The 23,316-nt window shown below is 63.1% G+C and carries 22 protein-coding genes and 1 pseudogene; 14 read left to right on the top strand and 9 right to left on the bottom strand.

Going from position 1 to position 23,316, the window contains the following annotated elements; all coding sequences use genetic code 11:
* Positions 1–602 precede the first annotated feature (602 nt).
* A complete protein-coding gene (locus tag AC1DRP_RS16975; protein ID WP_476769051.1) occupies positions 603–833 on the top strand; it encodes a hypothetical protein in 231 nt (76 codons plus the stop codon).
* Between the two features lie 632 nt (positions 834–1,465).
* Here the strand turns inward: AC1DRP_RS16975 and AC1DRP_RS16970 are convergent.
* Positions 1,466–1,909, bottom strand: a complete 444-nt coding sequence (locus AC1DRP_RS16970; protein ID WP_476769050.1) for a helix-turn-helix domain-containing protein — start codon at positions 1,907–1,909, stop codon at positions 1,466–1,468.
* A gap of 657 nt (positions 1,910–2,566) precedes the next feature.
* On the opposite strand from AC1DRP_RS16970, the pseudogene AC1DRP_RS16965 reads away from it, so the two are divergent.
* From AC1DRP_RS16965 to AC1DRP_RS16950, 4 genes and pseudogenes are all read left to right on the top strand, one after another.
* Positions 2,567–2,830, top strand: a pseudogene (locus AC1DRP_RS16965) (hypothetical protein); the annotation flags it as partial.
* A gap of 130 nt (positions 2,831–2,960) precedes the next feature.
* The gene (locus tag AC1DRP_RS16960) at positions 2,961–4,004 is read left to right on the top strand and encodes a cyclase family protein (protein WP_476769049.1); all 1,044 of its coding nucleotides are present in this window, start codon (positions 2,961–2,963) and stop codon (positions 4,002–4,004) included.
* Positions 4,005–4,025: 21 nt separating this feature from the next.
* Complete coding sequence (locus tag AC1DRP_RS16955; RefSeq protein ID WP_476769048.1) at positions 4,026–4,376, top strand: SDR family NAD(P)-dependent oxidoreductase; 351 nt, start codon at positions 4,026–4,028, stop codon at positions 4,374–4,376.
* Positions 4,325–4,729: an SDR family oxidoreductase gene (locus AC1DRP_RS16950; RefSeq protein ID WP_476769047.1), complete on the top strand. Its 405-nt coding sequence runs from the start codon at positions 4,325–4,327 to the stop codon at positions 4,727–4,729. The genes AC1DRP_RS16955 and AC1DRP_RS16950 overlap by 52 nt, the downstream gene beginning before the upstream one ends.
* Positions 4,730–5,073: 344 nt before the next feature.
* Here AC1DRP_RS16950 and AC1DRP_RS16945 read toward each other — a convergent pair whose 3' ends face one another.
* The 3 genes from AC1DRP_RS16945 to AC1DRP_RS16935 all read right to left on the bottom strand — a co-directional run bounded on the left by AC1DRP_RS16945 (position 5,074) and on the right by AC1DRP_RS16935 (position 6,124).
* Positions 5,074–5,409, bottom strand: a complete 336-nt coding sequence (locus tag AC1DRP_RS16945) for a type II toxin-antitoxin system HicB family antitoxin (protein WP_476769046.1) — start codon at positions 5,407–5,409, stop codon at positions 5,074–5,076.
* On the bottom strand, positions 5,406–5,660 hold the full coding sequence (locus tag AC1DRP_RS16940) for a type II toxin-antitoxin system HicA family toxin (RefSeq protein WP_476769045.1): 255 nt from the start codon (positions 5,658–5,660) through the stop codon (positions 5,406–5,408). The genes AC1DRP_RS16945 and AC1DRP_RS16940 overlap by 4 nt, the downstream gene beginning before the upstream one ends.
* Before the next feature lie 65 nt (positions 5,661–5,725).
* Positions 5,726–6,124 (bottom strand): hypothetical protein, encoded by a 399-nt coding sequence (locus tag AC1DRP_RS16935; protein WP_476769044.1) that lies wholly within the window; start codon positions 6,122–6,124, stop codon positions 5,726–5,728.
* A 410-nt stretch (positions 6,125–6,534) separates the two neighbouring features.
* Between AC1DRP_RS16935 and AC1DRP_RS16930 the strand changes: the two genes are divergently transcribed.
* Positions 6,535–6,813, top strand: coding sequence for a hypothetical protein (locus tag AC1DRP_RS16930; protein ID WP_441638061.1), 279 nt, complete (start codon positions 6,535–6,537; stop codon positions 6,811–6,813).
* Between the two features lie 55 nt (positions 6,814–6,868).
* On the top strand, positions 6,869–8,203 hold the full coding sequence (locus AC1DRP_RS16925) for an IS1182 family transposase (protein ID WP_476769043.1): 1,335 nt from the start codon (positions 6,869–6,871) through the stop codon (positions 8,201–8,203).
* Between the two features lie 223 nt (positions 8,204–8,426).
* Here the strand turns inward: AC1DRP_RS16925 and AC1DRP_RS16920 are convergent, their stop codons facing one another.
* Positions 8,427–9,158, bottom strand: a complete 732-nt coding sequence (locus tag AC1DRP_RS16920; protein ID WP_441508468.1) for a response regulator — start codon at positions 9,156–9,158, stop codon at positions 8,427–8,429.
* Positions 9,159–9,297: 139 nt separating this feature from the next.
* Here AC1DRP_RS16920 and AC1DRP_RS16915 point away from each other — a divergent pair, with 139 nt between their 5' ends.
* Both AC1DRP_RS16915 and AC1DRP_RS16910 read left to right on the top strand, forming a co-directional pair.
* A complete protein-coding gene (locus AC1DRP_RS16915; RefSeq protein WP_441508467.1) occupies positions 9,298–10,062 on the top strand; it encodes a Crp/Fnr family transcriptional regulator in 765 nt (254 codons plus the stop codon).
* A 6-nt stretch (positions 10,063–10,068) separates the two neighbouring features.
* Positions 10,069–12,012 (top strand): hybrid sensor histidine kinase/response regulator, encoded by a 1,944-nt coding sequence (locus AC1DRP_RS16910; protein ID WP_476769042.1) that lies wholly within the window; start codon positions 10,069–10,071, stop codon positions 12,010–12,012.
* Positions 12,013–12,033: 21 nt separating this feature from the next.
* Here the strand turns inward: AC1DRP_RS16910 and AC1DRP_RS16905 are convergent, their stop codons facing one another.
* From AC1DRP_RS16905 to AC1DRP_RS16890, 4 genes are all read right to left on the bottom strand, one after another.
* Positions 12,034–13,491, bottom strand: a complete 1,458-nt coding sequence (locus AC1DRP_RS16905) for an aldehyde dehydrogenase family protein (RefSeq protein WP_441508465.1) — start codon at positions 13,489–13,491, stop codon at positions 12,034–12,036.
* 48 nt (positions 13,492–13,539) lie between these two features.
* Positions 13,540–15,177 (bottom strand): benzoylformate decarboxylase, encoded by a 1,638-nt coding sequence (gene mdlC / locus AC1DRP_RS16900; RefSeq protein ID WP_476769041.1) that lies wholly within the window; start codon positions 15,175–15,177, stop codon positions 13,540–13,542.
* Between the two features lie 81 nt (positions 15,178–15,258).
* Positions 15,259–16,563: an MFS transporter gene (locus AC1DRP_RS16895; RefSeq protein WP_441508463.1), complete on the bottom strand. Its 1,305-nt coding sequence runs from the start codon at positions 16,561–16,563 to the stop codon at positions 15,259–15,261.
* Positions 16,564–16,815: 252 nt separating this feature from the next.
* Positions 16,816–17,709: a LysR family transcriptional regulator gene (locus tag AC1DRP_RS16890; protein ID WP_476769040.1), complete on the bottom strand. Its 894-nt coding sequence runs from the start codon at positions 17,707–17,709 to the stop codon at positions 16,816–16,818.
* Positions 17,710–17,912: 203 nt separating this feature from the next.
* Between AC1DRP_RS16890 and AC1DRP_RS16885 the strand changes: the two genes are divergently transcribed.
* The 5 genes from AC1DRP_RS16885 to AC1DRP_RS16865 are packed head-to-tail and all read left to right on the top strand — an operon-like array spanning position 17,913 to position 23,220.
* Positions 17,913–18,692, top strand: a complete 780-nt coding sequence (locus tag AC1DRP_RS16885) for a VOC family protein (RefSeq protein ID WP_476769039.1) — start codon at positions 17,913–17,915, stop codon at positions 18,690–18,692.
* 10 nt (positions 18,693–18,702) lie between these two features.
* Positions 18,703–19,569 carry a fumarylacetoacetate hydrolase family protein gene (locus AC1DRP_RS16880; RefSeq protein ID WP_441508461.1) on the top strand — a complete coding sequence of 289 codons (867 nt, stop codon included), beginning with the start codon at positions 18,703–18,705 and terminating at the stop codon, positions 19,567–19,569.
* Complete coding sequence (locus AC1DRP_RS16875; RefSeq protein WP_476769038.1) at positions 19,566–20,354, top strand: IclR family transcriptional regulator; 789 nt, start codon at positions 19,566–19,568, stop codon at positions 20,352–20,354. The genes AC1DRP_RS16880 and AC1DRP_RS16875 overlap by 4 nt, the downstream gene beginning before the upstream one ends.
* On the top strand, positions 20,351–21,994 hold the full coding sequence (locus AC1DRP_RS16870) for a bifunctional 3-(3-hydroxy-phenyl)propionate/3-hydroxycinnamic acid hydroxylase (RefSeq protein WP_476769037.1): 1,644 nt from the start codon (positions 20,351–20,353) through the stop codon (positions 21,992–21,994). The genes AC1DRP_RS16875 and AC1DRP_RS16870 overlap by 4 nt, the downstream gene beginning before the upstream one ends.
* Positions 21,995–22,023: 29 nt before the next feature.
* Complete coding sequence (locus AC1DRP_RS16865; protein WP_441508458.1) at positions 22,024–23,220, top strand: aminotransferase-like domain-containing protein; 1,197 nt, start codon at positions 22,024–22,026, stop codon at positions 23,218–23,220.
* Positions 23,221–23,316: the final 96 nt, after the last annotated feature.

The following is a 23,316-nucleotide window of genomic DNA, read 5'->3' as shown; positions in this document are numbered from 1 at the left end:
GCCCAGCCCACGCCGGCGTTGAGACCGACATAAAGACCAGCCCAGGTGAACAGGGGCGCGTAGACGATCGGGGGAGGCGGAGCTTGGCGGCTGGGAAGATCAGCGGAGAAGGCCGACGTTGCAAGACACGTCGCAAGAACGGCGGTGGATACAAGTCCTAATCGCATGGTGTCCTCCGAGGTCAGGGTAGGCCAGTCAATCTCTTCCATATCGAGTCACTACAGAGAACCCGAATAATCCGTGCCACTTCCCAATGAAGTGCCGAATGTTACGGACTGCGATATTTTGATCACTTCGCTCTATGAGCCCCAAATCTCGACTGCCCGGAGCATCCCAATTTCCGCGGACGCCCGAATGCCAACGCGTCGGGGTTCTCGTGACCTCGATAGATCGGGCAGTTGTATTCGGGTCGTCGATTATTGGTCGAAGCGAAACAGTTGCGCCAAGGGTAGGAGAATAGACTTGCGCCAGACGCTACGCCGGGCCATAAACAGCCTGCTTTGATTGACTCGAGCAGATGAAATGTGACCTTACGTCAATCATGGTGATCGGGGGCGACAGGGGGCGGCAAAGACTGTTCATAGATCCCGAGGAGCTTTCCCATGAGCGAAGTCTTCAATCCGGACATGATCTCTCGCCGACATGCCCTTTCCTTCTTGTGGTCGGCAGCCGCTCTCGGTGTTGCTGCGGCTGCTACGATCCTGACAGTCTCGAATTCTCAGGCCCAGACCTCCGGCATGGAGCGGCGTGGGGACAGGCGTACGGGGCGCGGGGAGCGGCGTGACACGCGGCGCACCGGACGCACCGACCGGCGTGAGGAGCGGCGCCACTGACTGGGTGCTGCACCCAACTCAGAAACTTCGGTTTACGCCTGGCCCACGGCCAGGCGTTTTGTCCATCCCTGTTGGGGAAGTCACTCCAGTTCAGGCCATCGATGTTCTTGCTGAGTGCTCATGCGCGATAAATCACGCATGCGGTGCAGTCATCGAAGAATAGTGAGCCAGGCCAACGCCATCCCTCCCCAGAGCAAGAATGATATCGCGGCTCCCCAAATAATCCCTCGGCCAAAACTATCGTCATCGTCTCCATCGGGCCGAAACCATTTGTAATTCCGCTGGTTTGCTGGGGGCGATGCTGGAAGTTCGTGGGAAAATCCGCTCTTCCTTGAGATCGCCATGCCAATAACTCCTCAGTTGGCCGATAGCGCAGCGGATTGCATAATATTCAGTATTCACAATGCATGTAGTCAAGCCAAGAACAGGTATCGAAATGATGTAAGCACACGCATATTGGCTCGTCGACGGGGATTTGCACCGTCCCGTTCGGATCGACGGAGATTGGTTAACTAGTGACAGCACGACGATGCTGCTACGACAAGCCGAGACCGGACGCGTCGCCCTGTATGACGATACGTCATTTGATTTCAGATTCGGTCATCGCGTGCTTTTGCCCGATTGTACTTGCGCTATTCGTGAGAATGCCCGATTTTGTCGCTGCTCCCGGCAGGATCGGCATTCACCAGGTCCTCAACCATGGCAACGATCTGCTGGCGCTTCGCCGTGCTTTCGGCCTTCAAGAAGGCATTGACGAGACGAATTCCTTCGCTGGTCGAGAGCAATTCAGCGATATCGTTGGCACTAACTTCCCTTAAGCGTTCTTGAGGCGCGTTGCTTTCAGTCGCCGCCGCTTCAAAAAAGTAACCCGCCGGGACCTCAAGGATGTGCGCGATGAGCTGAAGACGGCTCGCGCTGAGCCGATTTGATCCGCTTTCGTATTTCTGGATCTGCTGAAACGTGATGCCCAACTGCTCCGCTAGTTGGGACTGGCTGAGGCCGATGAGCTGCCTTCGCGCTCGCAAGCGCGAACCTACGTCTCGATCGATCGAATTCGGTCTTCTCGCAAGCGTCATGACCCGAATCCAGTCGCCCCAAGCATCCTGTTGTTGTCTGAGCAGGTCGATCTGTCAGCCGACCAACGTCGCGCAAATAACTCCGATCGCGAAAGGGGGGCGATTAAGCCCCCGTACCGAATACACTGGCATCCGTTCGAAGCGATGGTCACACGTCCTCTCAGACATCGGCCCAATTGGAAGTGCCCGTCAACACGGCGGGTGACGACTGTTGCGGGCCCAGTCAGATACCGCACTAATTCGTGAGAGTGGAGTGAGGGGCGGAGCCGCCAATCATGTTCCCGTGAACGCTCCGCTTTCCCCAGGGGACTTGGCTCGTGACATTATAATTCGTGCGGAATTAGAACGAAATTCGAACAGTTATCTGAGACGGAATGTCAAAGGCGGGACGGAACGTCAAGCCAGAGCGTCATTGTCGCGGCGTGCCACCGTAGTTCGCTCGACGTTCGGCAAGTCTTTTTGCACGAATATTGCGCGATGCAATCATAGGAGTTCCGAAATCTGAGCGAATACCCCCAAATTGGGGTTGCAGCGATCGCCCCATCTGAGCACGATGCGCGTGCCTGGGTTGATGGGCGGGAGAATTAACCCCATGAATCGACAAGCGACATCGAGTTTTGTTCCTGATGCCTCGCGCTCCCAACCGATGCCCGCGCCATGCGAAGCCGATATCCGCGCGCAACTGCATTGCATTTTGGCAACCGACGGCGAGGCTACGCACGCGCATTATCGGCGGATCGCAGCGTGGAGCATCCGGGCCTGCTGTTCGCCGGGCTGGTCCAGCCGATCGGGCCGACGATTCCGCTGGTCGAGATGCAGTCGCGCTGGATTGCGGCCATCCTTGCTGGTGTCGTCACGTTGCCGTCGCCGCACCACCAGCGCGCCGAGATCGCCGCGCATCGCGAAGAACAGCGGCGAACCTATCTCGAAGCCGCCCGCTATGCGCTGGAGGTCGACTTCAAGTCCTATGCAAAGACGTTGCGTGGCGACCTCGCGGCTGCGACGGTGGCGCTTCCGCAAACGGGCCGCGAGCGCCCGACCGGAGGGGGGCATGACAAATCAGCGCTGGAAGCGCCGGCCGTATGGCTCGAACTGGGGCGATTTCGGGCCGGACGATCAGCTCGGCCGGCTGAACCTGATCACGCGCGAGAAGCGCCTGCAAGGTTTGGCCGAGGCGACGGAAGGAATATCGTTTTGCCTGAGTCTGCCGCTCGACCGGCCGGGCGGCAACATCCTGAGCCCGCGCCGCTACCCGCCGGCGTTGCGTCCGAYGATCCGGGACAACCGACCCAATTTCAACTGCGTGCTTGTCGGCGATGAGAGCGACTGCACCGACGTTTTCAACGACGATCTGGCGATCCTTTATCTGCAATATTCGACGCAATGGGACAGTTTCGCCCATGTCGGCGCCCAGTTCGACGCCGATGGCGACGGCATTGCCGAGCGCGTCTACTATAACGGCTTCCGGGCTGGCATCGAGATTATCGGCCCCATAGAGGTCGGCGATGCAGGGCCCGGCGGTCAGGCCAGTACATCCAGCGCCCGTGCGCTGGGTATCGAGAACATGGCCGCCCACGGCATCCAGGGTCGCGCCGTGATGGTGGATCTGCGCGCCCATTTCGGGGATGAGCGCCGGCTCGTCGGCTATGACGACCTGATGTCGGTCCTGCTGGCCGATAACGTGACGGTCGAGGCCGGTGACGTGCTTTGCCTCCACACCGGCTTTGCACAGTGCGTGCTCGATATGGCCGCGCCGGATCCCGCCATCCTGCTCGGAACCTGCTGCGTCCTGAACGGTCGCGATCGGCGCCTACTGGAGTGGATCAGCGCGAGCGGCGTCGCCGCCATCGCGGCCGACAATTTTGCCGTCGAGGTGGTACCCGCGACCACTGGCGCCGAGCGCTGCTGCTCGAGCTTGCCACTGCATGAGCACTGCCTGTTTAAGAACGGGATACCGCTCGGCGAGCTGTGGCACCTGACGCCGCTGGCCGCATGGTTGCGCGAACATGGACGGTCGCGTTTCCTGCTGACCGCGCCGCCGCTGCGTCTGCCGGGTGCGGTCGGCTCGCCGGTGACGCCGATCGCGACTGTCTGAACCAGAGACAAGGCCATCCTGATGCCAAGCAAGGAACGCGTCCTCATCACCGGCTCGGCCGCCGGCATCGGCCGCGCCACGGCCGAACGCTGCCGGGCCGAAGACTACGAGGTCATCGGGATCGACCGCGACGGCGACGGCATCCAGGCTGACCTGTCAGATCCCGAGTCCACGGCCGCCGCACTTTCGGTCGCCTTGCGGGGCGGGCCGATCACCCGGCTCGTCAACAATGTCGGCATCGTGCGACCGGGACCGGTCGAAGAGCAAAGTTTCGCCGATCTCGACTTCGCCGTCTCGCTGAACTTGCGTTGCAGCCTGCAATGCCTGCAGGCGCTCCTGCCGGGGATGAAGCAGGCCGATTTCGCCGGGTAGTCAACATCGCGTCAAGGGCAGCGCTCGGCAAGGAACGGCGCAGCGTCTATGCGGCGACCAAGGCGGGTCTCATCGGGATGGCCAAGGTGTGGGCGCTCGAACTGGGCGGCCACGGCATCACCGCCAACAGCATCGGGCCCGGGCCGATCCGCACGGAGCTGTTCGAGCGCGCCAATCCGCCGGGAAGCCGGGCGACACAAGCCATCCTCGACGCCCTACCGGTGGGGCGCATGGGAGAGCCGGAAGATATCGCCAACGCGGCCGCCTTCCTGCTCGACGCCCGCAGCGGCTTCGTGACCGGGCAGACTCTCTATGTCTGCGGTGGCATGACCGTCGGCGCAGCAGGTAGCTGAAGGCAGACTATGAAACGGCTGGATTGCAAGTTCGCCATCTGGTCAGGCTGAATGTCAGCATTGTGGAAGTTCCCCGACAGCAAGTTTTGGTGCATCCGGTTGGCCGCAGCGGTTTGATGAATGTCCGGGCTCCATCCGCATTGACGTTGCCCCCAGGTTTTATCTAGCTGTGAGTTTGTTTCTGGCGGTTTGCATGCCCCTTTGGGCGGGTGAAGCGTCGGGCGTCGGCGCACTGCGGCGACGAGGATTCGCCGTCTACAAAGCTCAGGGAAAACTCGTGGCGCTATGAGAAAGACGGCAAGAGCCGCCACGGCGATTGGGATCCAAGGCTGCTAAGGAAGTAATTACGCAGCAGCGGCCTCCTTGATGGCCCCAGCAACCCATTCATTGAGGCTCTTGCCTTGGGCCGCTGCTGCAATGACCGCCGCCGCATGATCGTGAGGATCGAGGCGCACGTTGAACTTCCCGGAGAAGTTTCGGTGCGGTTCGATGTTCTTCTCCCGGCACATTTCAAGAAAGACGGCCAGAGACCTGCGGCCCTCCTCGATCAGGGACTGCACGCTTTCGGCGTAAAAGTCGGCCCCACCCTTCAAGCCGAGGAACTCGCCGCGAAACATCCGGATTTCAGGGTCGAACGTCAGGACAGCTTTCTCAGTGTCGATCTCAATCACGTTCTTCATGGTTTCACTCCGTTCTCATCAAGCCATTTGCGGATGCTGGCGACAGCGCCTTTATCGGTATCCGGCGAAGGGAGCGGGCGATGAAAAACGCGCACCTCTCCAAAGAGGAAGACACCTACCCGCGAGCCTTCTCCCTCGCTGACCTCAGCGCCAAGCGCCACGAATAAAGCTTCCATATCGGCCCATCGGATAGAGCCATTTACGGGCCGGGCGTAGCTCAGATCCAGCGTGGCTTTGTGCCGCTTCTTCATGCGAAATTAGTACCGATACTCAGTACCATTTGCAAGGCGGTGCTTGCGTGAAAGCCGCCGGGGCTTCATGAAAAAAAGGTTCGGTTGAATGGCGCTGATGGACGATGCCTTTGCCCTGATCTGCTGCCTCGGCAGGGTCCGGCTGGATTGCAGATAATGGCATTGTCACCGGGTAGCTCCGCGGCTTGTTTTGCCGTCTCCTTCGCCTGCTCCATCCGGAGCGCCCGCGGCTTCCGTCGGGTCTGCGTGTTCCGCTCCGTCGCCAGCTTCCTGAAATGCGCCAGATCGCTGACCAGGCGGGCGTAGGCGGCGACGTTCTTGAGCCGCAACTGCTCGATCACCTCCGGGCCGTGCTCTGCGTCATCGGCGGCGACGATTTCGATGATCGATGCGCCGAGGCGATCGCGGGCGTTGAGCAGGTTCCTTTGCCTCACGGCGGTCCCTCCAGCGCCCGCGCGCGACATGCGCGATTGGTGCGCAATTCTAGCAGGAACTAGCCGGCCGCACCCGGCGAAATGTGAGCACTCTGCGCCGGGACGACGTGCCGGCTCACGCGGCAAAATCCAGGCGCCGGCACCGCGTCGGACGCGGGTTTTCGTGCCGTTTGATGCCCGCAGGCGATCTGATTATGGTCTCGCCCCAAACATGTTCACGCCCACAGGAAGCAGCATGATGCGCGCCTTGGGAATGGTTCTGGTCGCAGTCGCTATTTCGAATGGAATGGTAGCAACTCCAGCAACAGCGGCCGGGGATTTCCCACTTGCCTCTTGCGCTTTGTGGAATGGAACCATCGTCGAGCGAGAGGGCATCGACACCAGAACCTCAATGATCAAGGGCATCGTTACGAAAGCGGATCTTCAGGACTACTGCGAGYGTGACCCAGGCGGCGAGAATCAAGCCTCCCGGCAGCAAGTCAGGCATCAGCCAGTGCGTGGCGCGCCATCTCAAGACCGAGAGCGACGTGGAACTTCTTGCGATGGCGAACTGCCCTGCTGGCTTGCTTGAATTCCAGTACGGTTCCCAAGCGCCACGCCATCTGAAATTTCCGCTTCGACCAAAAGCCGACGTTTCCTGCGCTTCTGGGAATCCGCCGCTGATCGCGCAGTTCAAATTGCTATGTCCGAAAGCAGCCAGTCGGATGCGGTTGAACTAGGAGCCCGTCCGAGTAATCCTCTGGACGGGGTGGCTTCGGGATGATTCACTGGCTCATGGCCAAAGTGTTTCGCTCTTGGGATGTCGATCAGGGCTGGCTTTTGCCGCCTTCGCTGCATGAGTTCGTGCCGCCCGGTCACMTGGCGCATTTCGTCCGTGACACGGTGCGCGAAGGGCTCGACCTTTCGGCTATTATCGACAGCTACACCGAGGAGCGCGGCTATCCGCCCTACCATCCCGGCATGATGGTGGCCCTGCTTCTCTATGGCTACAGCCGTGGCCTGTACTCTTCGCGTCAGCTCGCCCGCGCCTGCGAGGAGCGGGTCGACGTCATGGCAGTGACCGGCCTGAACCGGCCGGACTTCCGGACCATCGCCGACTTCCGCAAGCGCCACCTCGTGGTCCTATCGGACCTGTTCGTGCAGGTGCTGCGTCTGTGCCGGGCGGCCGGTTTGGTCGAGTTCGCACACGTGGCGGTCGACGGGACCAAACTGAAGGCGAACGCCTCGCGCCATAAGGCCATGAGCTACGGGCGGATGAAGACGACGGAGCCTGCGTTGGCCGCCGAGGTYGCACAATGGCTCGATCAGGCGCGCGACACCGACGCGACCGAGGATCAGGTTCATGGCGCGGACCGACGTGGGGACGAGACACCGGACTGGATGGCCGACAAACAGCGTCGGCTGGAGAGGATCCGAGCTGCCAAGGAGACGCTGGAGGCAGAGGCTGCCGATCCGCCGGATCCGGAGGACGAGAGCGGACCAGGCGCATCGTCGGGCATGCGCTGGCAGGGCCGGGCGTTGCGGAGCGAGGACGGTGGACCGCCCGACCGGGCGCAGCGCAACWTCACCGACCAGGACAGCCGCATCCTGCCCACGCGCGACGGGTTCGTGCAGGGCTACAATGGCCAGATCGCGGTCGATGCCGCCCATCAGATCATCGTGGCCCACCGGTTGGTGACCAACTCCGCCGACTATCGCGCCCTCGTGCCGCTCATCGACGATGTCCGCGTCCATCTTGGGCGCAAGCCGCGTGAGGTCTCGGGCGATGCGGGCTTTGCCAGCGAGGTGAACCTGGCCGCGTTGAAGGAGAGAGGGATTGCGGGCTACCTCGCCCCAGGCCGTGCGCGCCACGGCGAGGGGAACGCGGTCGGGCGCCGTAGACTGACGAAGATGCCCTTGATGAGCGCTATGGCCGCACGGCTGAAGCGGGCTGGCCGCAGGAGCCGCTACCGCCTCAGGAAGCAGGTGGTCGAGCCGGTGTTCGGGCAGATCAAGCAAGCCAGAGGCTTCCGGCAGTTGCTCCTGCGCGGTCTCGATCAGGTCCGAGGCGAATGGGCAATGATCTGTACCGCTCACAACCTCCTGAAGCTTGCAAAAGCCTCAAGATGASGACCGGGCACCGAAATCTCGCGCCCAGCCTTCCCGTCATAATCGCCCCAAAATCGTTACTCGGACGGGCTCCTAGGTGTTTGCCATGCAGTTTGCCTAATGGGATCGTACGAATATCGAGCGGGCAGGTCGATCAGGCTAATATATTGATCAGCCTGATCGTATCCGGCCTTGCTCTCCAGAAATGACGGAATTTATTACCAGTAAATAAGTGTAGATGATTTCAGGGCGATGGTTTTCCGGTAAAGACGTAGCCGACCCCTCGCACCGTCTTGATGAGCGTCGGCCTCGTCGGGTCCTGCTCGATTTTCTTGCGCAGGCGTGAAATTTGGGCGTCGATCGTTCGATCGAAAGCTTCCAGCCTCCGCCCGTGTGTGATGTCCATCAGTACTTCTCGGGAGAATACGCGTCCGGGGTGTTTTGACAGCGCAGCCAGCATGTCAAACTCTCCGGTCGTGAGAACGATGTCAGAGCCGTCCGCCCTAAGGAGTTGGCGTCGTCCGAGATCGAGGCGCCAGCCATCGAAGCTGACGATTGCGCGATGGTCATTGTGATCAGGTGCTGTTGACGCGTGACGCCGGCGCATGACCGTACGCAGCCGTGCCAGTAACTCGCGAAGATGAAACGGCTTGGCGACATAGTCGTCGGCACCGATCTCGAGCCCAACGACCCGGTCGACGATGTCGTTCCGTCCGGTCAGCATGATGATCGGAACGTCGGAGTGGGAGCGGACTTCGCGAGCCAATCCGAGCCCGTCCTCGCCGGCGGGCAGGACGAGATCGAGCAGAATCATGTCGATCGAGGTTCGCTGAAGGCACTCGCGCATGCCCTGGCCGTTGGCGACCGCCGTGACGCGATAGCCCTCATCCTCAAAATAGCGGACCAGCATCTGCCTGATGCGCATATCGTCGTCGACGACAAGAAGATGCTCGTTCCGGGCTTGCTGTTCGGCCATGTCTGAGCTTCCGGATCACAGTCGTCGAGCCAGCGTACAATCCGTTACAATTTTATACCAACGGTAACTGGCCTATCGTTTCGTCGTCACTGAAGGGCGCTCAATTCTCCGGCTATGAGTGGTTATGCAGGGGAGTGTCATGTTAGCGGGCATCAGTGTTTCGTGCTTAGGCTTACCGCGCGGCAGCTTCCCGGACGCGCAGGTGTCAGCTCCTGACCTGGGGAGCTTGTTCAGGCGGCAACCCATCGAGAAGGTCGAGACTGGAGCTGCGGTCTTTTGGGAGGGAGACGAGGCAACGCATGTCTTCGAAGTTGTCGAGGGCGTCTTGCGCGTTTTCAAGATCATGAGCGATGGCCGCAGGGTGATTACCGGCTTCATCTATCCCGGAGATCTTCTGGGTGTGTCGCTCAAGGATCATTATCTCTATACGGCTGAAGCCATAACACCGGCAAAGCTGCGCCGCTTTGCCCGCTCCCGTTTCCAGGACGAGATCAATCGGTGCCCCGAGCTTCGCCCGCAGCTGTTTGCTCAGTTCTGCGACGAGATGGCTGCGGCCCAGGATCAGATGGTCTTGCTTGCTCGCAAGAGCGCCGAAGAGCGCGTGAGCAGCTTCCTGCTCCTCATTGCCCGCCGCCGGGCCGGAGGTCGGCCGACTTCGCCGTTGCTCGCGGTTCCGATGACGCGCTTGGATATGGCGGATTATCTGGGCCTCACGATCGAAACCGTATCGCGCAGCATGAGCAAGCTCATCGCCTGCGGCGTGATCGCGCCCAGCGGACGCAGCGCGATCATCATCCGCCAGTTGGCAAGGCTGGCAAGGCTTGCTGGTGAAGGGGATGGCGACGATGATGAGGATCGTCCGCCGACCATGACATCGGTGCGGCGCGCGGTCTGGCCTCACTGAGAGTTGATGCAATCCGCGGGGATGACGATGGAGTCCACCGTTACCAGTGACTTCAGTCTTGATGAGATCGTACGGATTCTCGATGGTGCCAATATTATCGTCCATGGCTTTGATGGGGTGATCAGCCGCTGGACATCCGGTTGCGCGGATCTGTACGGCTGGAGCCGCGAGGAAGCGGTCGGCGTCGTGGCGCATGACCTTCTGCGAACCGTCTTCCCGCGGCCGCTCGAAGATATCCGCGCCTACTTGAAGAAACATAATCTCTGGAAGGGCGAATTGACCCACCGACACAGGGATGGGCGTGCCATATCTGTCGCGAGCCATTGGGTCGCGGTGAAGTCGCAGAGCCGGGCAGGCTATTCGATCGTGGAGGTGAACATCGACGTAAGCGATCTGCGGCGCACGCAAACCGAACTCGCCGCCAGCTCCGCTCATCTGCGCTCGATCCTGGACACGGTGCCGGAGGCGATGGTCGTCATCGATGAAATCGGTACGATCCTGTCCTTCAGCGCCGCTGCCGAACGGCTCTTCGGATATGCGGCGGATGAGGTCTGCGGGTCGAACGTCCGGATCCTGATGCCGTCACCGGACCGGGAGGCGCATGATGGCTATCTCTCGCGCTACTTGGCGACCGGCGAAAGGCGCATCATAGGCTTCGGGCGCGTGGTGACCGGATTGCGCGCTGATGGAACCGAATTCCAGATGGAACTCGCCATCGGTGAGGCCGTCGCCGATGGCAGCCGTATCTTCACCGGCTTCGTCCGAGATCTGACGAGCCGGCAAAAAATCGAAGAAGAGTTGCGCCAGGCTCACAAGATGGAGGCGGTCGGTCATTTGACTGGCGGTATCGCGCACGATTTCAACAATCTGCTTACGGTCATCAGCGGCAATCTCGAGATGATCGAAAGGCGCATCGAGAGCGGGAGGCTGCACGATCTGGTGCGCGAAGCCCAAGATGCCGCTGATGACGGCGCCAAGCTGACGGAACAGTTGCTGGCCTTTGGCCGCCGGCAACCGCTCAATCCCAAGCTCATGGATGTCAGCCAACTGGTCGGCAACTTCTCAGCTCTCCTGCGTCGCACGCTTGGAGAGTCCATAGAGTTGCGCACGGTCGTGACGGGGGCGCCGCACCACGCTCTGATTGATGGGTCGCAGCTGCAAAACGCTCTGCTCAATCTCACCTTGAACGCCCGCGATGCGATGCCGCGTGGCGGGCGTCTTACGGTCGATGTTGCTTCGGTTCGGCTCGATGCCGACTATAGCCGCATTCATCCGGATGTGCGGACAGGAAATTACGTGCTGATTTCCGTCAGCGACACCGGAAGGGGCATGTCGGCCGAAACACAGCAACGCGCCTTCGAGCCGTTCTTCACGACCAAGGACGTTGGCGCCGGAAGCGGTCTTGGTCTCAGCATGGTCTACGGTTTTGCCAAACAGTCCGGCGGACATGTGCAGCTCTACAGCGAGTTGGGGCAGGGAACCTGCGTTCGGTTGTATCTGCCGGCAGCCACGAGAAGTCCTGTGCGTGCCCCTGGGCGAGCACCAGTCCCTGATGGACATAACAACCAGATTCCAGGGGGGACCGAAACGATCCTGGTGGCGGAGGACGATGCGCGCGTCCGCCATGTCGTCGTCGCCAGGCTGGAGGACGCAGGGTACAGGGTGCTGCAGGCCAATACCGGGGTAGAGGCGCTCCACCTGCTTTCGCAGCACCCGGAAATCCGGCTGCTCTTCACCGATATCATCATGCCTGGCGGCATAGCCGGGGATGAACTGGCGAAGCGAGCCCGCCGCATCCGGCCCGGAATCAAGGTCCTCTTCACCTCAGGATATGCGGAGCCCAGTATCGCAAGGCGAGAATTCGCCGCCGCGGGGAGCTGGCTCAGGAAGCCATACACCGCTCGGGAGCTGGCGGTCCGGCTACGGGAGTTGCTGAGCGACCCGATTTGAACAGCTTGCCATAGCAGGTTCTCATCGCAGTCCTCCGGCTCTGAGCGCGATGTGCTTCGTCTCCTGGAAATCGTGAAGAGAGGCGAGGCCATTCAGTCGGCCGATGCCGCTTTGCTTGAAGCCGCCTTCCTCGAACTCGTCGTGGATGGCGGCCCAATCATTGATCCAAACCGTGCCGACCTGCAGTTCGCGCGCGACACGGAGAGGCCGATCGACATCGCGGCTCCAGACGCTGGCGGCCAAGCCGAAATCGCTGTTGTTGGCGAGGGCGATGGCCTCCGCTTCGCCTTCGAAAACCTGGAAGGTCGCGACCGGTCCGAACACCTCTTCCTGGACGATCACCAGATTCGCATCGGAGACCTCGAGCAGTGTCGGTCGATAGAATGCCCCCGCCGCGAGTGCAGGCTCGCGCGGGATGCCGCCGCGGACGATGGCCTGAGCGCCCTCCGCCAGAGCTTTCTCCACCATCGCATCGACGCGGGCCACGCTTCGCCTGTCGATCAACGGGCCCATTTCGCTCCTCGGATCGGATGCCGGGCCGACTCTGACCTGATCCAGCCGCGCGCCAAGGGCCTGCCGCAGACGGTCAGCGATGCCGCGCTCCGCCAGGATCCGGCTTCCGGCCATGCAGAACTGGCCAGCGAAGACTGTGATGGCCTTCTCGAGTTGCGGGAGCGCTGCCGCGAGATCGGCATCGTTGAACACGATCATCGGCGTCTTGCCGCCGAGCTCGAGGCCGAAGCGCTTCAAGCGCGATGCGCCGGCTGCCGCGATCGCCCGGCCCGTGCGGGTGCTGCCCGTGAAACTGATCACCGGCACGTCGGGCGACTCGACCAGGAATCCCGAGCCGGAAATGCCGCTCTCGGAAAAGATGTTCACGACGCCAGGTGGCAACTCCGCAATCTCCGAAAGGATCTGCGCGACGAGAGCATTCACCTGCGCGGTCTGACCAGGCATTTTGGCGACGACCGTCGTGCCGGCGGCGAGGGCCGGGCCGAGGGAGCGCATCAGCAGGACGACCGGGCTGTTCCACGGCACGATGAGTCCGGCGACGCCGATCGGGTCGCGCAAGGCCATGGAATAAGCGCCCGGTCGAACCTCCAGAGCCCGGCCATGCTGGGAGAGCGCCAAGGCTGAGCAGTAGCGCAACTTGGGCGCGACCGTGGAGACTTCGAACCGGGCCTCAGGCAGGATCTTGCCATTCTCTGTTGCGAGCATCTGCGCCAGTTCTTCGGCGCGTGCTTCGAAGCGATCGGCGATCACATTGAGGGCGCGGGCGCGCAAGCTCCGGTCATCGCGCCAGGGGCTGTGCAGGAAGGCGTTTCGAGCGGCAGCAACGGCGCGCTTCGCATCGGCTTGCGTCGCGTCCGCGAAGGACCCGATGAGCCCGCCGGTGGCAGGATTGATGCTGGGGACGCGGTTCGCGCTGTCGCACCAGGCCCCGTTGATCCAGTTCATCGCATTCGGCAGATGTTTCACGACGATATCCTCCTGGCTCATCGGCGCGGGGCCGTGGCCGCAAACGCCTCAATCCAGTCCGTAGAGGCCAGGCACGGCCCGATCGACCAACACTTCGACGAGCCGCGGCTTCGCGCTGGCGAAGGCTTCTGAAAGAGCCGGCGCGAGGTCATCGGCGCGCGCGACGCGCACGCCCGCGCAGCCATGCCCGGCGGCGAGTGCCGGGAAGTCCAGGCCGGGCAGGTCGATGCCCGGTGGTGCGGCCCTTTTCATGAGTTGGCTGAAGGCGCGCATCGCGCCGTAGCCACCGTTGTTCAGAACCACCACTGTGATCGGGAGGCGGTGCTGTGCGGCGGTCCACAAGGCCTGGATGGAATACATCGCCGATCCATCACCAATCACGCAGATGACGGCTTGGGTTGGCCTGGCGAGGGCAATCCCAACCGATGCCGGCAGCGCGAAGCCCAAACCGCCGCTCGCCATGCAGTAGAAGCCGTTATCCCGAACCGGCAGATGCCGCTGGAGCGCTTCCTTGTGCGAGGGCGCCTCCTCCACGATCACGCCGCCGGGGTGACGCAGATCTGCGATCGTCTGCATGACGAAGCTCGCCAGGACCGGTTCGGTCGGGGCGATCCGCGGTGCCGGGGCGCGAACGGTGGCGGGTGGGCGATCGCGGAGCGGCACAGTCGCGAGCAGACCGGAGATCGCGGGACGCATCGTCGAGAGCAAGCTCACTCCACCAATGGCGGCTGCGGCGGCATCTGCATCGTCGGTGATGTGGAAGATGGGAGGCCCTGACCTGAGGCCTGCGAGATCGCCGGGAACGTGAAAGGTGAAGGCCGGGGCGCCAAGGATCAGCACCAGGTCGTGCCGTCCCAGTATCTTGGCAAGCGGTTCGGGGGCGGCGGGCAGAAAGCCGTTGAAGAGCCGGTGATCCTCCGGAAACGAGGCTCTGCTTGCCACCGGTGCGGCCCAGACTGCGGCGCCCAGACGTTCTGCGAGGGCAACGGCAAGTGCCGACGCTTCGTCCCGTGCGACCGCAGCACCGACGACGATGGCCGGGCGTTCGCTGGCATCGATCGCGTTGGCGAATGCCCGAAGACCTTCAGGATCGGGCCCGAAATCCCCGCTGGTTGGCCGGGCCTCGACGGGCTCGCAGGGAACTTGCCAGTCATCGGCAGGAATCGAGACGAAGGTAGGGCCGCAGGGCTTCTGCATGGCGATGGCGTAAGCTTGGGCGATCGCCAGCGGCACATCCTGCGGGCGCGCCGGTTCGCAGCTCCATTTCACATAGGGCTTGGGAAACTCCGCAGCCGAGGCGGCGCCGAGAAATGGGCGCAGCGGCAGCAGCGMACGTGCTTGTTGCCCGGCTGTGATGACCAGCGGCGTTTGATTTCGGTAGGCTGTGTAGATGCTCCCAAGCGCATGGCCGACGCCGGCCGCGGAATGGAGATTGACGAAGGCCGCCGAGCCGGTTGCCTGGGCATGGCCGTCGGCCATCCCGACGGCACTGCTTTCCTGCAGGGCGAGCACATAGCGGAAATCGCTTGGCCAGTCGTGCAGGAAGGCAAGCTCGGTCGAGCCGGGATTGCCGAACACCGTCGTCATCCCGAGCGACCGGAGAAGGGCGATCGTCGCATCGCGCACAGTGCCGGCCGGTTTTGTGAGGGCGGAGGGCAGGGCCGCGGACTGGTCTGCTGTCTGCATGGCAATTCCATTGGTTTGCTGYGGCCGCGTCGCGCGCCGATGCGAGCAAGCGTTGGTGAAGGCGGCGGCTTCGGCTCTTGCTCAGATCGCGCGAAGCCTGGTCTCTTCGGCAGCCATCACGGCGCCGATGGCGATGACCGAGACCAGGCTGAAGTAGATCAGGATGGGAAGAAGGCTGCCGCCGCTCCAGGCGAGCAGGCTCGCTGCGATGACGGGCATGGCGCCGCCGCCGAAGATCGTGCCGAACTGCCGCCCAAGTGATACCCCGCTGAAGCGAACGCGCGTGTCCGGGAACAACTCCGGATAGAAGCTCGAGGTGACGCCGATATGCATCGGCTGGATGAGCGCCCCGGGAATGGCCGTGGCCAGTACGACCAGCAGGGTGTCGCGGGTCTGCAGCAGCGGAAAGAAGAGGAAGGCCACATAGAGCCCGGCCAGGACGAAGCCGGTGCCCAGCACCACCCGCCGCCCGATACGGTCCGACAGCGCGCCGAACAGCGGCACCATTGCGATGGCAATGACATTGCCGAGCAGGACGCCGCGCAGCAGCGTGGCCTGATCGATGCCGAGCGTTTTCACCCCGTATGAAAGGCCGAAGATGGATGTGAGATAGAACACACCGGACTCCGCCAGGGCGCAGCAGAACACGATCAGTGCCGGCCGCTTGTAATTGTCGAGCACCTGCAACAGCGGTACCCGCGCAGGAGGCGTCCGCGTCGCTTCGAATACGGGCGACTCTTCGACCTTGAGCCGCACGTAGAAGCCGAGGCCCACGAGCACGATGCTCAACAGGAAGGGCACGCGCCAGCCCCATGTCAGCAGGACGTCGCTCGGCAGCGCGGCGGCAAAGGATACGACCAGTGTCGCAATCACGACGCCGGCGAAATTGCCGGATTGGGCGATCGAGGCGAAGACGCCGCGTTTGCCTTCAGGCGCGCTCTCCAGCATCAGCACCGGCGCTCCGGTCGACTCACCGCCAAGGGCGAAGCCCTGCAGGAAACGCAGGGCCAGCAGGAAGCCCGCCGCCCAGATTCCAATGGAATCATAGGTCGGCAACAGGCCGATGGCCGTCGTCGATAGACCCATCAAAATCAGCGTCGCCGCCATGACCGGCTTTCGGCCGAGACGATCGCCGAAGTGACCGAAGAACAGGCCGCCGAGAGGTCGTGCGACAAAGCCGACGGCAAAGATGCCGAGCACGGCAATCATGCCGGCGACCGGGTCCGCATGCGGGAAGAACAGTTTATCGAAGACGAGAGGCGCCAGGAACCCGTACAGCATGAAATCATACCATTCGATCGCTGACCCAAGGAAGCAGGAGAGGGCGACCTTCGTGCGATCCTTGTTGAGAAGCGCAGATTGACTGTTCAGTGCTGCGACCGACATGGCGTTCCTCTCTTGCATAGATTTTCTTCTTCGCAATGCTGCCTGCCTGCGAAGGATCTATCGTTGCAATGAGAATGGGTGTGGGCCTCGCTCCGGGTCGAGCGGTATTTCGTCAAGCATCGTTCGCATTCGGGAAACTGCCGCCGGGGTGGAGCGGAGCGGGCTTCGCCGACAATGGAACGCCCGGAGAGCGGGCGCCGGGGAGGGCGTCTCAGGAGCTCGGGCGGCGGCTGGAGTTCGCGCCGGTCTGTCTCACTCGATCGCGAGCATATCGACGAGAGCAGTCAATGCCGGAGTAAGAACGGCGTTGCGCTGGGTCGCCAGATGCAGGTTGCAAGGCGCCCAGTCTTCGGCAAGCGGGATGTCGACAAGGCCTCGGCTTGCAATTTCGCGCGCCGCGCTGCGCATCGGCAGCACCGTAATGCCGAGACCGCCCTGGACCACCCGGCAGATCGACGCGATGCCATGGACGCGGACGCGCGTAGACAATTCCGCGCCATGGCTTGCGGCCTCGCGGGCCAGCAAATGCCCGATTGCCGAGTCCGGTGGCAGAACCCAATCCTGGTCGAGCAGATCGGCAAGGCGAACAGCAGCCGCGCCCGCAAGAGGATGCTCGGGGCTGACGACGATCCCGAGTGCGTCGCGACGATAGGGTCTCAGGCGCAGGCCTGGGCTGGATTCCGCACCCAGCAGGATACCGAGCTCGGCCCGCCCATTGAGGACGCTCTCGGCAACTGCATTGCTGGTGAGTTCCTCGACTGAGAGCCGGACATGGGGGAAGGCGCCGAGAAACCTCCGCAACTGCTCCGGGAGGTCATGGAATAGCGCGGGCCCCGAGACGGACAGTCTGATCTGCTCCAGGACGCCGTCCGTGATGTCACGCAACTCGTCTTCAAGCTCGTCGACATCGGCAAGGATCCTGTGCGCATGCGCCGCGATCGCCCGGMCGGGCGCCGTCAGCCCGATCCCGCGGCCTGTCCGCTCGATCAGGCGGAAGCCGAGCGAGTCCTCGAGGAAGCGAATCCGACGGCTTGCGGCCGAAACCACAATGTGAAGTTCCTCGGCGGCCAGCGAAAGGTTGCCATGGCGCTCCACGCCCATGATCAGTTTCAGGGTCTTGAGGCTAAGCCGGTCATTGAGTTTCACCGAAGCGACGTCCCTCGAAGCTGGCAACGAGCCGACGGCCGTTGCCATTAGGTGGAGATATCTTGTCAAAATCTCAAAATATGGGAAATTGACTCATCCATTATCTTAACAATATCGCTATTCCAAGAATGGAGTAGCAAAATGATGCTCACCGCCTTGCAAGCCAGCGCCTATCTGCACCACCCAATCTGAGAACGCCGGATGTGAAGCGGCTCGCCACCTTCTATGCGGAGGTCATGGACATGGAGCTGATCCGGCTGGATGGGGAAGAGGCGCTGCTGGTGGGTCCGCAGCGTCGCGTGCTGCTGACACAGGGACCGGCCAAGACACTCCAGCATGCAGGCTTTGCGGTACGCGACAGCGAAGGGCTGGAGGGGCTGCGTGCCCGGGCGGTCGAGCAAGGGCTCGAGCCTGCCGACGCTTCCGTGTCGCTGTTCGAGAGCGACGCCTTCTCCGTATGTGACCCCGATGGCAACGAGGTGATCTTCGGCCGCGCCATCGCCGATACGGCCGGGCCGCGCGGACGCATCCGCGGACCGATCCAGCATCTGACGCTGGCAACCCGGGACGTCGAAGCGATCGAAGGGTTCTATGCCGGCAAGCTCGGCTTCGGCGTCTCCGACAGGGTGGTCGATGACGCCGGCCGCGTCATGACGTGCTTCATGCGCGGCAATCACGAGCATCACAACCTGGCCTGCTTCCGGCAGGACCGGCAGGGCATCGATCATCATTCCTACGAAGCCGGCGAATGGAACACGATCCGCGACTGGTCGGATCATTTCGCCGCGCGCGGCGTGTCGCTGATGTGGGGCCCCGGGCGGCATGGGCCCGGGAACAACCTGTTCATTTTCATCGAGGATCCGGACGGGAACTGGATCGAGGTCTCAGCCGAGCTGGAGGTCGTCCACGATCGCCCGGTCATGCAGTGGCCCCATGCCGAGCGGACGCTCAACCTATGGGGGCGCGCGATCCTGCGTGCGTGAGGAGCACACCATGAGATTCGTTTCGTTCAGAGCCGAGAACCGCGCCAGCTACGGCGTTGCGGGCGCCAACGGCATTTTCGATCTTGGAGCGCGCTTCGGCGCGGTGCTTCCCGACTTGCGGACCTATCTGGAGGCCGCCGCGCTAGGGCTCGTCGAGCCGGTGCGCGAGCCGATCCAGGCCGATTATGCCGAGGGCCAGTTTCGCTACGACCCGATTCTGCCCAATCCCGGCAAGATCCTGTGTGTCGGCCTCAACTACGAGGAGCACCGTCGCGAGACGGGGCGGCCGGAGGCCGCGCATCCCGCGATCTTCACGCGGTTTGCCGATACGCTCATCGGGCATGGGGCGCCGATCCTGCTGCCGCGGCTATCCAAGGCGCTCGATTACGAGGGGGAGCTGGCCGTGGTGATCGGCCGACCCGGTTTCCGGGTGCCGAAGGCTTCGGCTCTCGACCTGATCGCGGGCTACGCGCCATTCAACGACGCCACGTTGCGGGATTGGCAGCGCCATACCCACCAGTTCACACCGGGCAAGAACTTCCCCGGCACGGGGGCGTTCGGCCCAGAACTGGTGACGCCGGACGAGATCGTGGAGTTCGCGCGGGCCCGGATCGAGACTCGCCTCAACGGATCGATCGTTCAGTCTGCCACGCTGGGAGAGATGATCTTCCCCGTCGCCGACATCATCGCCTATGTCTCGGACTTCACGCCGCTGGCCCCCGGGGACGTCATCATCACCGGCACGCCTGGCGGGGTCGGCTTCAAGCGCGAGCCCCAACTGTTCATGCAAGCGGGCGACACGGTCGAGGTCTCGATCGAAGGGATAGGTCGGCTGACGAATCCGATCGTCTCCGAAGCCGATCCGGACCGGACATGAACGCGCTCGGCCGCTTCGTCAGTCTGCTTCGGCTGTTCCGGGAAACAAAGGGAAGCTGGACGGTTCAGGACATGTCGGAGGCGCTAAGCGTGCCGGCGAGCACCGTCTATCGCACCGTGCGGGAGCTGGTCGGCGAGGGGTTTCTCGAACCGGCCTACGAGGCGCATTATCGTCTCGGCCCCGCCTTCGTCGAATTCGATCGGCTGGTGCGCCTGACCGATCCGCTGGTGCGCGCCGGGCAGTCCCGCCTGCATGATCTGATCCCGCAGGCGGGTGTCCCCTGTGTGGCGTTGCTGGCGCGTCTCTATGGCGACACCGTGCTGTGCGTCGCCGACGAAGCCGTCGGAAATCTACCGGCGCGGCCATCCTATGAACGCGGTCGGCCCATGCCGCTGACGCGAGGCGCCACGTCCAAGACGATCCTGTCATTGGTCCCGCCCCGACGGCTGGCCCGGCTTGTGGCGGGGAGTTTCGGCGGGCAGCCCGGCGCCGACCAGGCCGATCTGCCCATGAAGATCGCCGAACTGCGCGATCTGCTGGCCGGCATCCGCAAGCGCGGCTACTGCATCACGCGCGGCGAGATCGACGAGGGACTCGTCGGCATTGCCGTCCCGGTCGCGGTGCCGGAGCTCGGCATTGCCGCCAGCATCAGCCTCGTTCTCGATGCTGCCAGCCTGGACGAAAAGCTCGAGCATCGACTCGTGCTCCTGCTCGTCTCTTCAGCCAGCCTGCTGGGCGATCGGTTGTCCGGATCTCGGCTCGACGGAGCGGACGTGTCGCAATGATTCAGGAATGCGATGTCGCGATCGTTGGAGCCGGTCCCACTGGACTGACCCTGGCCAATCTGCTGGGACAGGCTGGCCTCGACGTCATCCTGGTCGAGCGCAATTGCAGCACGGTGCAGGAGCCACGGGCGGTCTCCATCGACGACGAGTCGCTGCGTACCATGCAGGCAACCGGCCTGCTCGATTCGGTCCTGCAGGATGTGGCCCTGGACTACGGTTCACATTATTTCACCCGGGACGGGCGTTGCTTTGCCAAGGTCGAGCCGGCCACCCGGGAATATGGCTTTCCGCGGCGCAACGCTTTCACCCAGCCGAAGCTGGAAGCCGCGCTACGCCGGGCGCTCGACCGTTTCCCCAATGTGGTGACGCTGTTCGGCCATTCCTGCGAGACGGTGGCGGAAGATGGTTCCGGCGTGTCGCTGTCCCTTCGTTCTGGAAGCGGCGGCGGCATTGCCATTCGCGGCCGCTATCTGGCGGCCTGCGACGGTGCCAGCAGCGCCTTGCGCAAGGTCGTCGGTGCAACGCTCAGCGGCTCGACCTATCGCCAACGCTGGCTCATCGTCGATCTGGCCTCGACCCGGGAGCAGCTGCGCCAGACGCGGGTCGTGTGCGATCCCGACCGCCCCCTGATCACATTGCCCGGCCCGGACGGAATCCGCCGCTACGAATTCATGCTGCGCGACGGCGAAGACGAGGAGCGCGCGGCTCACCCCGACCATGTGCGTGCGCTGCTCGAAGCCCACGGGCCCGATGCCGACGCACGAATCGTCCGTCGCCAAGTCTACGCCTTCCATGCCCGCATCGCCGATCGCTGGAACACGCAACGCATCTTCCTGGCCGGCGATGCGGCGCATCTGTCGCCGCCATTTGCCGGCCAGGGTATGAACAGCGGTGTCCGCGATGCGCATAACCTTGCCTGGAAGTTCGCCGAGGTGATTTCGGGACGGCTCGGGCCGGAGCTTCTGGCGACCTATCAGCGCGAGCGGGCACCGCATGCATGGGCCCTGATCCAGCTCGCCATCAAGATGGGGCGGGTGATGATGCCGACCTCCCGGCGGCAGGCGGCCATGATCCAACTCGGCTTTCGGCTTGCCCAACTGGCGCCGGGGATCCACGCGCATTTCACGCAGATGAAATACAAGCCCAAACCCTTCTATGAGAAAGGCTTTGTCGTTCCCGACGATGGCGGAATGCGTCTTGCCGGACGGATGCTCCCGCAACCGCTGCTCCAGATGACGGACCGCCGCTATCAGCGGCTGGACGATGTCATGGGCGGCCAGTTCGCGCTCGTCGCCTATGGTCCGGATGCACAGCGCATGGCGGCGACGGCCGAAGGCTTCGGGCTTCGCTCGCTCCGTCGCGTCGCGGTGCTGCCGACCACCTTCAATCCCTCTCAAGACCGCCCTGACGTTTCCGCCGGACGCGACACTGACGGGCATATGAGCTCGCTGTCGCCGGCTGGGCGCAACATCCTGATGCTGGTCCGGCCGGATCGTTATGTCGCCGCGGCCAGCGTCGCGGAAAGCGCATCGATCGCCCGGATGGCGCGATCGATGCGCGATCTTGCTGGCCAAACCTGGAATGCGACCACGTCCGCCACTGGTCCGGCTCCTGCAGAACCCGAGGTTTCCACCCGATGAGCACCGCCGACACGCACGCAGGACCACGGATGACCGCCTTCGAGCGGCGCTTTTCGCGCTATGCCAACCGCATCGTACCATCTGCCATTCGTGGCCTTGCGACCATGCCGAAGGCGGCCGATTGCGTGTCGTTCGGACCTGGTGAACCCGATTCCACGCTCTTTCCCGTTGCCGAGATCCGCGACAGCCTGGCCAGGATCCTGTCGAAACCGGAAACGGCGCGGGCTGCGCTGCAATATGGCGCTAGCGAGGGCGATCCTGCCTTGCGCGACCGGATCAGCGCCTACATGCGCGCCAAGGGCGTGCAATGCGACAGGCATAACATTCTCCTCACCAATGGCGCGCAACAGGCGCTCGATCTCGTCGCCGAGCTGCTGGTCGAGCCCGGGGCGACCGTGCTCGTCCAGACGCCGACCTATCCCGGGGCGCTGCAGGTCTTTGCCGCGCACGGCGCGCGGATGCGCGAGCTGGAAGCGGCACGGGCCGGGACTCACGATCGGCCGGCGCTGATCTACGCGATGTCGAATTTCCACAACCCGACCGGAGCGACCTTGTCGCTCGCCCAACGGCGCGAACTGGTCGCCTTGGCCGGTGAGCTCGATACGATCCTCGTCGAGGACGACCCCTACGAGATGCTGCGTTATGAGGGCGAGGCGTTGCCGCCGCTGCTGGCGGTCGACACGGAGGCCCGCTCGATCGAGGACGCGCGGACGATCTATCTCGGTACATTCTCCAAGGCGGTCGTGCCGGGCTTTCGTGTCGGTTGGCTGGTCGCCCCCCGTGCGGTGGTCGCGAAACTTGCTCTCATGAAACAAAGCGAGGATCTGCAGGCGGGTACCCTTGCCCAGGCCTGTCTCCTCGATCTTTTCGACAGCATCCTCGACACACATGCTGGCCGGCTTCGCGACGCCTATCGCATTCGGCGCGACACGATGCTGGCGGCGCTCCAGTCGGAGCTCGGCAACCGCGCCAGCTGGATCGTTCCCCAGGGAGGCCTGTTCATCTGGCTGAACCTGGAAGCGCATCTCGACATGCATGCCTTGCTGAGCCGTGCGGCTGAAGTCGGAGTGACCTATGTCCCCGGCTCTGCGTTCCAGCCCGATGGGCAGGGTGCGGCAGCGTTACGCCTCAGTTTTTCAGCTGCACCTCTCGATCGGATGCAGGACGGCGTGCGGCGCTTGGCGCAGGTGCTGGGGGACAGCGCGCCGGGGGCCGATCGGGGCTGACGCGATGAGGTCCGGCCTGGCGTTTCGGGACGTGTTCGCGGCGTGCTCGATCCTCGACGGCACTTGAATCACGCAGTTGCTCTCCGCCTGCGCGTG

It is taken from the genome of Allobosea sp. 01N443 (assembly GCF_056399325.1).
The sequence above is the reverse complement of the archived record's forward strand: the minus strand, read 5'-3'. Positions and strand labels throughout refer to the sequence as shown.

What these genes read in the sequence shown, in the direction of transcription:
- AC1DRP_RS16955 (WP_476769048.1), top strand. Translation starts at nt 4,026, where the DNA reads ATGCCAAGCAAGGAACGCGTCCTCATCACCGGCTCGGCCGCCGGCATC.
- AC1DRP_RS16910 (WP_476769042.1), top strand. Translation starts at nt 10,069, where the DNA reads ATGCAATCCGCGGGGATGACGATGGAGTCCACCGTTACCAGTGACTTC.
- AC1DRP_RS16950 (WP_476769047.1), top strand. Translation starts at nt 4,325, where the DNA reads ATGCCTGCAGGCGCTCCTGCCGGGGATGAAGCAGGCCGATTTCGCCGG.
- AC1DRP_RS16920 (WP_441508468.1), bottom strand. Translation starts at nt 9,158, where the DNA reads ATGGCCGAACAGCAAGCCCGGAACGAGCATCTTCTTGTCGTCGACGAC.
- AC1DRP_RS16870 (WP_476769037.1), top strand. Translation starts at nt 20,351, where the DNA reads ATGATTCAGGAATGCGATGTCGCGATCGTTGGAGCCGGTCCCACTGGA.
- AC1DRP_RS16975 (WP_476769051.1), top strand. Translation starts at nt 603, where the DNA reads ATGAGCGAAGTCTTCAATCCGGACATGATCTCTCGCCGACATGCCCTT.
- AC1DRP_RS16915 (WP_441508467.1), top strand. Translation starts at nt 9,298, where the DNA reads ATGTTAGCGGGCATCAGTGTTTCGTGCTTAGGCTTACCGCGCGGCAGC.
- AC1DRP_RS16940 (WP_476769045.1), bottom strand. Translation starts at nt 5,660, where the DNA reads ATGAAGAAGCGGCACAAAGCCACGCTGGATCTGAGCTACGCCCGGCCC.
- AC1DRP_RS16945 (WP_476769046.1), bottom strand. Translation starts at nt 5,409, where the DNA reads ATGAAGAACGTGATTGAGATCGACACTGAGAAAGCTGTCCTGACGTTC.
- AC1DRP_RS16970 (WP_476769050.1), bottom strand. Translation starts at nt 1,909, where the DNA reads ATGACGCTTGCGAGAAGACCGAATTCGATCGATCGAGACGTAGGTTCG.
- AC1DRP_RS16875 (WP_476769038.1), top strand. Translation starts at nt 19,566, where the DNA reads ATGAACGCGCTCGGCCGCTTCGTCAGTCTGCTTCGGCTGTTCCGGGAA.
- AC1DRP_RS16865 (WP_441508458.1), top strand. Translation starts at nt 22,024, where the DNA reads ATGACCGCCTTCGAGCGGCGCTTTTCGCGCTATGCCAACCGCATCGTA.
- AC1DRP_RS16895 (WP_441508463.1), bottom strand. Translation starts at nt 16,563, where the DNA reads ATGTCGGTCGCAGCACTGAACAGTCAATCTGCGCTTCTCAACAAGGAT.
- AC1DRP_RS16880 (WP_441508461.1), top strand. Translation starts at nt 18,703, where the DNA reads ATGAGATTCGTTTCGTTCAGAGCCGAGAACCGCGCCAGCTACGGCGTT.
- AC1DRP_RS16935 (WP_476769044.1), bottom strand. Translation starts at nt 6,124, where the DNA reads ATGTCGCGCGCGGGCGCTGGAGGGACCGCCGTGAGGCAAAGGAACCTG.